Here is a 6,882-nt window from a genome sequence, read left to right as displayed (position 1 = left end):
GACCAAAGACTGCGGGCCCGCTCCGGTGACGGACTTGGCCAGGAGACCCTGAAGCAGGGCCAAGGTCTGAAGCGGCTGGCGAAGGTCGTGGCTCACGACCCTCAACAAGCGCGCGCAGGTGGCGCGGTGACGCTCGGCGTCCTCGAGCTCGCGATTGCGGTTGACGAGTTCATCGTGGCTATCGCGCTGTCCAGCCAATCGACCAGGCGAATGTCCGGGCCGGGCGACGAGATGCAGCGGACTTTCCGGCATGTGAAACTCGGGGTTGTTCCGGAGAGAACTCCGACAGCAGCTTCAATGCCCCCCCTCCGCCGTCGTTCCGCTAAATACTTGCCACATCTCGTAAAAGGCCGAGCTCGTTCCCCGCCCGGGACTCCCGCAGGAAATATTTGTGCGGCGCCGTGGCCGAGGTGATGAGTATTTTCCGAGCCTCCGCCCCGAACTCGACCGCAACTATGGTGTGCGATCACACAGGAGATTGGCAGCGCCGAGATTGAAACCTAGGTCGCAAGCCCGTTGACCTGCGATCCACACGGGAGACCGCCTCCCGCCGTCGCGGGCAGTCCAGCACGGAGACCCTATCGTCATGGCTCAGCTACGCATCCTGATCGTCGAGGACGAGCCTATAATCGCCGATCTGCTCGGCGACCTTCTGGGCGCGCTTGGTCACCAGGTCTGCGGGACGGCGGCCACCGAGGCCGAGGCCGTGGCCGTGGCGCTGCGCTGCGAGCCCGATCTGATGGTCGTCGATTCAAGTCTGGGCGAAGGAAGCGGCGTGGCCGCGGTGGATGAGATTCTGCGACATCGGCGCATTCGCCACATCTTCGCCACCGCCAATCCCTCCGGCGTTCGCGACCAACGGCCTGACGCCATCGTGCTCCAGAAGCCGTATTTCGAGGCCGATCTCGTCGCCGCAATGGACCGGGCGATGGGCCTTGCATCTGGCGCAGCGGCCTAGGCGCGGGTGGCTGACCGTCCGGGCAGAGGCGGAAGTTGAGCGGGTGTCAGGCGTCGATATCGTGCAGCGCTCGGAACGCCTCGTAGAGCACCCGCGGGTCAAATTTCCCCTGGGAGACTGGCGTCGCCTCGCGGCTCAGGCCCAGCAGGGTGTAGACCGCCGTTTGCGCGGAGCGGATCGAATATTCCGCCGTGAACACCACGTCGTCCGGCAACTCACAGAACTGGCCGATGAGGCCGAGATATCGGGCGCCTTTCGGGACCACCGCGGGCCGATCGCCTTTCCGTCGCCGCAGGAACTGGCTGGTGATGAAGGGCATCATGGTTGGGATGCAAGTTGAGGTCTCGAGGATCGTCGCCTCACTGCCTTCGATGCGCAGGCGCCCCAGGATCTCGGTCAGGATCTCCCGGCCGGTGCACGGTCGAAAGGGGTGGGTGAAGCTGACCGGTGAAGTCGACTGGCGCTTCGAGCACGACGCCGCCGCAAAGGACGTCCGTTCGCTCTATGGCGTCATCGGCGTGACCAACGACGTCACCATCAAGCCGCGGGTCAACACCAAGGACCTTAGTGGGACACCAGCGAACAGATGTTGGCGTGCATCAGCAGGTCGCCGGTCACGCCGCCGAGCGCCCATTCTTGCAACCGGCTGCGGCCGTAAGCACCGGCCACGATGAGGTCGGCCTTCTGTTCCCGCGCCACCGACTGGAGCTGCGTGGGACTGTCGCCGGCGGCCGTGGTCAACACCTGACTCGCCTCAACTCCGTGGCGTCTGAGCCAACCCAAGACGTCGTCAAGGTCCGCCTGCGCCCAGGCGAGCTTGTCCTGGGTCGCGATGGCGACCACGGCGACATGACCCGCCGCCTTGAGGAGCGGCAGCGCATCCAGCGCGGCGCGGCGGGCTTCGCGGGTGTCCTTCCAGGCCAGCACGGCGCGCTCGATCTTGAGCGACTGCACATGGCCCGGCACGATCAGGACGGGACGGCCGGCCTGCATGACGAGACCACCAGTATTGATGCGCCGCGTGGGATTGAGCAGATCCGTCGATGACACATGGGTGATGATAAGATCGGCGCTTCGAGCTTCACGGGCGAAGTAGTCGCAAAGCGATCCATTGGTGATGGTGGACCGCCAGGCGACGGACGTGGCGCGAGGCCCCAGCGCCGTCCGAAAGTCGAGCTCGGCGGCCTTGAGTTCCCGATCGATCTCGTCCCGGTCGACCTGAACGAAGTCTCCCGAGAAGGCCACGTCGCCGTAGTCCATGCGCATGGGCTGGCAAGCCGCGATCCCGATGACCTCGGCCTGGAAGCGTTCCCCCAGGTCACCAGCGACGGCCAGGACGCCTGCATGCGGCCGGCCCAGCTCCAGTTGCACCATGATCGTCCTGAGCGTCATCGAACGTCTCCAATGCGAGGCCGCCGACGGCCGCTGAGCGTGCAGCCGACCTGGCTCCGGTCGACCCCACTAGCGGTCGGCCGCTCCCTCGGAGAAAGGCTCGGAATGTACTCAGCCGCCGACGACCCTGCGCCTCAGGCCAACGGTTCGAGAGCCAGCTCCGGAGCCTTACGATGGGCCCCGGCGTCTGCAAACACCCTGGCGATCTTGTGGGCCAACTGGTCGATCGTGAAAGGCTTGGGGAGGAAGGCGACGCCGGAATCGAGGATGCCGTTGTGGACGACCGCGTTGCGCGTGTACCCCGTCGTATAGAGGACCTTCAGCCTGGGCCTGTGTGCGATGGCCAGATCGGCCAGGACCCGTCCCGTCATCCCCGGCATGACGATGTCGGTGAACAGGAGATCGACCCGGGGCTGCAGCGCAAGCACCTGCAGCGCCTCCTCGCCGGAACCGGCCTGGACGACGGTGAAGCCAAGATGACGAAGCGCATCGACGCTCACCAGCCTCACGTCGGCGTCGTCCTCGACCACCAGGATCACCTCGCCGTTCGACGCGACGGGGAGTCCGGCGCCACGGTCATCGCGCTCGGCAGCGGCCTCAGCATCTCCGCCGATCCATCGCGGCAGATAGATCTTCACCGAGGTGCCGACGCCCGGCTCGGAATAGATTTCGATGTGTCCGCCGGACTGCTTCACGAAGCCGAACACCTGGCTCAAGCCTAGCCCGGTGCCCTTCCCGACCGGCTTGGTCGTGTAGAACGGATCGAACGCGCGCCGTACGACCTCGCGGGTCATGCCCGTCCCGGTGTCCGACACCGAGATCAGCACATATTGGCCCGCCTTCACCTCCACATGCTGCTCAGCGTAGGCGTCGTCCAGGTGCGCGTTGGAGGTCTCGACCGTCAGTTTTCCGCCGCCCGGCATGGCGTCGCGGGCGTTGACACAGAGGTTGAGCACGGCGTTTTCAAGCTGCGAAACGTCGGCGCAGATCCGCCACATGCCCCCAGAGAAGACCGTCTCCACCCGAAGGTTCTCACCGATCGTGCGCCGCAGGAGATCGGACATGCCGGTGATCAGCTTGTTGGGATCCGACGCGACCGGGGTCAGGGGCTGCTGGCGGGAAAAAGCCAGCAGGCGGGCGGTCAGCGCCGCCGCTCGATGGGCGCCCTCCAGCGCGGTCTCAATGTAGCCGACGGTTGTCCCGGGATCCTTTTTCATTCGCCGAAGGGCGAGATCCAGGCTCCCGATGACGATCGACAGCATGTTGTTGAAGTCATGCGCGATGCCCCCGGTCAATTGGCCGACGGCCTCCATCTTCTGAAGTTGACGTACCTGGGTCTCGGCTTGCTCGCGGCTCCGCGCCTGCTCGGTCAAATTCAGGTTTGCGGTCGCCAGTTCGTCTCGCCGCGCGGCGACAAGGGCCAGGCGCTTCCCAGCCCCCCGAAGCGCGGTGATCGCCAGAGTGACGACGATCGCAAACCCCAGAATGAGCAGAATCCGCAACCAGATGAAGTTCGTCCTCGACTGCACCTGACGGTGCAATAGGACGCGGGCCTCTTCCGAACTCATGCCGGAAATTTCTCGCCGAACCTCGTCCATCCGCCGATTGCTGTCGCCCCGGGCGACGTAGTCCGCGGCGCCGGTCAGGTCGCCGGCTTGGCGCAACGCCAAACCCTGGCGCAGCGACGCCATGCGGGCCTCCACGAGCGTCCGGACATGGGACATCGCCGCGCGCTGCGCGGCGTCGTCGGCTGTTGCGGAGGCTAGATTGTCGAGGTCCGCGCCCAAATTCAGACGCGTGCGGTCGTAGGGCTCGAGGAATAGGGTTTTGCCCGTGATGATGTAGCCGCGTTGCCCGGTCTCAGCGTCCTGCAGGCTGGACAACACGGTCATCAGCCGGTTCTGGACGTTCATCGAATGATCGATCGCCACGTCGGCGCGCCTCTGGCCGTCGACCGCCAGAAAGGTCAGCGCGATCAGCGCCGCCAGAAAGCCAAGCCCGCCAGCAAGCAGCCATGTGGAACGGTCAAAGGCGGTCCGGATTCGCATGCCCGTGGGATAGCGATGATCCGACAGGCCGGTCAGGCTCGGAATCTACTCAGTCGCCGTGGGCGGCGGTCTCAGGGAATCCGAGGGACCTGGCGACCTGGGCGACCGCGGGGTGTGCCAGAAATCGGGTTCCTGGGCCCGCGCAACCGCGTCGTCGAAGATCCTGCGCATGACGGTGGTGTCGAAGCTGAGCATGCTGCCGCTATCCGGGACAGCGGGGATCGAGGCCACACTCAGCGGGAGATCGTGATCGGCGCAGAACGTCGTCACCACGCTGAGCGCCTGCCGATAGGATGATCGAAGCATGGTGTCGAAGCTGCGGCTGAGGATCGCCACGATGTTCGGCTCAGTGGTTCGCGGAATCTGCTCCAGGGAGATATTCGCGATTACGTAGATGCGGCTGTGCTGTAGGCGAAGACCCAAGTCCTTCCAGCGCAGCAGTGCCTCCGGCATCACGAACAGGGGCGCGGCGACACCGCCGTCAACGTGCATCTCTTCGTAGGTGAGCCCCTCGGCCTCGCACTCGATGCGGCGGGGCGGAAACAGGCCAGGCAGGCTCGCCGAGGCGGCCAACACCTTGCGAAACAGCGCCAGCGCCGGCTCGCCGCCGCGGGAGGCGATCTCGCCCATGTCCCAGATGCAGGCCTTCTCACTGTCGAGGTCCGTCGTCGCCACCAGCAAACGGCGGCCCAGGGCATGTTCGCGCGCGACGGCCGCGACAAGGTCGGCATCGACGAAGGGGTTGATCAGGCTGTCCAGCGCGTCTGGCCGGAACAGGCCGCCGTCCAGCGTCGGCGCGAACCGCGTCAGACTCCACAACCGGGCGGCATGGCCGCCGACGTAGGCGTCGGTCAGGCGCTCATCCCAGTCCGAGCCCAGGAATGCAAACGGCGCCATCAGGGCGCCGGTGCTGACGCCGGTCACGATCGCGAACTTCGGCCGCTTGCCAGCGCGGGTCAGGCCTACCAGGACCCCTGCCCCGAACGCGCCCCCGGCGGCTCCGCCCGAGATGGCCAAGATTTCGAAGTCCGCCTTCGGACGGTCGAGCACCGGGATCGCCAGGCGGGCGGCCGTCGCGACGAGCGAGTCCTCTGCCTCATCGACGCTCAAGCGCGCCCGTTCGAATTCGGGCATCCGAGCTTGAACGCCAATCGGCGCGGGACGGCGTCCGCGGTTCCTGGGACGGGAGGCGGAGCGATCAACCATGGCAGACACTTTGCGCAAACCAGTGGGACATCCCCAAGGTCACCCTTACGACGAGACGAGCGCCGGGCGCGACCGCTCCAGCGGCGGCGCCCAACGGATCGCGACGCGGACAAGATCGCGGTCCCCGCTGGCCTCGACTGCGCGTCAAGCGGTCGGCGGCCGGGCTGTGCGGGAGGGAAGCCGGATTCTGACGGTCGTTCCGGTCCCAGGGCCGTCCGATCCCGAGACGGTGATCGTGCCGCCCAACTGGCGCACGAAGATCGCCACATAGTCGGAACCGTGCTTCCCAGGAATGAGCGACGGGTCCTTGGCCGCCATGCCCACGCCGTCATCGGCGACCGTCAGTTCGATTTGGTCGCCGACCCGTTCGAGGCTCAGTGTCACCCGTCCGATCCCCCCGGGAAATGCGTGCTTGATGGCGTTGGTGCCCAGTTCATTGACCAGCAGGCCGAAGGGCACGGCGCGGTCGGGGTCGATCTCCACGGCGTCAGACCGCACCTCGATGCTGATGCCCGACGAGGATTCAAGCAGGCTCGCCGACATGGTCTTGGCGATTTCGCGCAGATAGGCGTCCAACGACACGCTTTCGACCCGGGTCGACTGGGAGATCAGGTCGTAAAGCCTCGCGATGGCGGCGATGCGCGCCTCCATGGCCAGATAGCCCTTCGCCAGTGAGGGCGGTGTCCGTTTGATCTCGTTGGCGATCAGGGCGACGACGATCTGCAGGTTGTTCTTGATCCGGTGCGAGATCTCCTTGGTCAGCATCAGCGCGTCCTGCTCGGACTGCATGCGCTGGCCGATCTCGGTCTGCAGCCGGACGTTCGCCAGGGCGCCTGCGGCGGTCAGCTCATGCTGGCGCAAGGAGCCCAGCAGCAGCGCCTCGTTCATCGCCAGTGTTCGTTCCTGCGGCGGCGGGGTCTCGATCACCTGGATCACGACGCCCACTGCTGAGCCGTTGGCCATCACCGGCCACATCACATAGGACCAGAAGGCGGCTGCGGGACCGCCGCGATCCTGCTCGGTGTGGCTCACCGGTTCTCCCGTGTGAAAGACGTGGTCCAGCAGCGCCAGGCATTCGGCGTTGTCCGGCAGCAGCTCGCAGAACGGCTGTCCCAACGCGTCGCCTCTGGACTTGTCGATCAGCCGGCAGAACGCAGTGTTGATGTCGCGCACTCTGTGGGTCGCACCCTCGACCGTCGCCATGGGCGACGGGGCGTGTTCGAGCCAGGGCCCTGCCGGGTCCGAACGCATCGGGTCCCTGGTCGTGTTGGTAGCCAT

At 66.0% G+C, this 6,882-nt stretch carries 6 protein-coding genes and 1 pseudogene; 2 read left to right on the top strand and 5 right to left on the bottom strand.

What is annotated here, in order from left to right; genetic code table 11:
- Positions 1-586: 586 nt before the first annotated feature.
- Positions 587-958 carry a response regulator gene (locus E8A12_RS20025; protein WP_293372112.1) on the top strand — a complete coding sequence of 124 codons (372 nt, stop codon included), beginning with the start codon at positions 587-589 and terminating at the stop codon, positions 956-958.
- Positions 959-1,004: 46 nt separating this feature from the next.
- Here E8A12_RS20025 and E8A12_RS20020 read toward each other — a convergent pair.
- Positions 1,005-1,376 (bottom strand): annotated as a pseudogene (locus E8A12_RS20020) (oleate hydratase); the annotation flags it as partial.
- Between E8A12_RS20020 and E8A12_RS22825 the strand changes: the two are divergent.
- Positions 1,267-1,632 carry a BON domain-containing protein gene (locus E8A12_RS22825; RefSeq protein WP_363212555.1) on the top strand — a complete coding sequence of 122 codons (366 nt, stop codon included), beginning with the start codon at positions 1,267-1,269 and terminating at the stop codon, positions 1,630-1,632. The pseudogene E8A12_RS20020 and the gene E8A12_RS22825 overlap by 110 nt on opposite strands.
- Here E8A12_RS22825 and E8A12_RS20015 read toward each other — a convergent pair.
- From E8A12_RS20015 to E8A12_RS20000, 4 genes are all read right to left on the bottom strand, one after another.
- Positions 1,523-2,350, bottom strand: coding sequence for a universal stress protein (locus tag E8A12_RS20015; RefSeq protein ID WP_293372110.1), 828 nt, complete (start codon positions 2,348-2,350; stop codon positions 1,523-1,525). The two genes, E8A12_RS22825 and E8A12_RS20015, sit on opposite strands and share 110 nt — an antisense overlap.
- Positions 2,351-2,484: 134 nt before the next feature.
- The gene (locus tag E8A12_RS20010; RefSeq protein ID WP_293372108.1) at positions 2,485-4,398 is read right to left on the bottom strand and encodes a CHASE3 domain-containing protein; all 1,914 of its coding nucleotides are present in this window, start codon (positions 4,396-4,398) and stop codon (positions 2,485-2,487) included.
- 45 nt (positions 4,399-4,443) lie between these two features.
- Positions 4,444-5,532, bottom strand: coding sequence for a patatin-like phospholipase family protein (locus E8A12_RS20005; RefSeq protein WP_293372106.1), 1,089 nt, complete (start codon positions 5,530-5,532; stop codon positions 4,444-4,446).
- Positions 5,533-5,748: 216 nt separating this feature from the next.
- Entirely contained in the window at positions 5,749-6,882 is a 1,134-nt protein-coding gene (locus E8A12_RS20000; protein WP_293372104.1) for a histidine kinase dimerization/phosphoacceptor domain -containing protein, read from the bottom strand.

It is taken from the genome of Phenylobacterium sp., assembly GCF_004799395.1.
Classification (GTDB): domain Bacteria; phylum Pseudomonadota; class Alphaproteobacteria; order Caulobacterales; family Caulobacteraceae; genus Phenylobacterium.
This window is presented reverse-complemented; position numbering and strand designations above follow the sequence as displayed.

Bases quoted from the DNA above. Each gene is read 5' to 3' on its own strand.
- E8A12_RS20005 (WP_293372106.1), bottom strand. From the start codon at position 5,532: ATGCCCGAATTCGAACGGGCGCGCTTGAGCGTCGATGAGGCAGAGGAC.
- E8A12_RS20000 (WP_293372104.1), bottom strand. From the start codon at position 6,882: ATGGCTACCAACACGACCAGGGACCCGATGCGTTCGGACCCGGCAGGG.
- E8A12_RS22825 (WP_363212555.1), top strand. From the start codon at position 1,267: ATGAAGGGCATCATGGTTGGGATGCAAGTTGAGGTCTCGAGGATCGTC.
- E8A12_RS20015 (WP_293372110.1), bottom strand. From the start codon at position 2,350: ATGACGCTCAGGACGATCATGGTGCAACTGGAGCTGGGCCGGCCGCAT.
- E8A12_RS20025 (WP_293372112.1), top strand. From the start codon at position 587: ATGGCTCAGCTACGCATCCTGATCGTCGAGGACGAGCCTATAATCGCC.
- E8A12_RS20010 (WP_293372108.1), bottom strand. From the start codon at position 4,398: ATGCGAATCCGGACCGCCTTTGACCGTTCCACATGGCTGCTTGCTGGC.